Origin of the sequence: Erwinia sp. ErVv1 (assembly GCF_900068895.1) — a bacterium.
GTDB lineage: Bacteria > Pseudomonadota > Gammaproteobacteria > Enterobacterales > Enterobacteriaceae > Erwinia.
In genome coordinates this window covers 194,290-194,720 of record NZ_CDPK01000009.1, presented here as the reverse complement: position 1 = coordinate 194,720, position 431 = coordinate 194,290, and the positions used below count along the sequence as shown (strand labels likewise).

Annotated in this window: 1 pseudogene; it reads left to right on the top strand. The window is 48.0% G+C overall.

The window, feature by feature from the left end:
- Positions 1-102: 102 nt before the first annotated feature.
- Positions 103-339, top strand: a pseudogene (locus tag A1830_RS21590) (helix-turn-helix domain-containing protein); the annotation flags it as partial.
- Between the last annotated feature and the right edge of the window lie 92 nt (positions 340-431).

The following is a 431-nucleotide window of genomic DNA, read 5'->3' as shown; positions in this document are numbered from 1 at the left end:
TGTATTAGTCGCGACTTGATCTGACATATGACCTTGAAAGGTTGAGAGTTACCGGTTTTGATATAGGTGTCGAATCCTTATACAAAACACGAGGTAAATCTCATGCTTCATACTACCAATCCCGTCATAAAACACAAAACCGGTTTGCTCAATCTGGCTGAAGAACTCAGCAACGTATCTAAAGCCTGTAAAATCATGGGTGTCTCCCGTGATACATTTTACCGCTATCGCGAACTGGCTGATGAAGGCGGTGTGGACGCGCTGATTAACCGCAGCCGACGCGCTCCCAATCTCAAAAATCGTACCGACGACGCAACTGAACAGGCTGTTGTTGATTATGCTGTCGCGTTCCCTGCACATGGTCAGCACCGGACCAGCAATGAGCTGCGTAAACAGGGCGTTTTTCTCTCAGGAAGTGGTGTCCGCTCTGT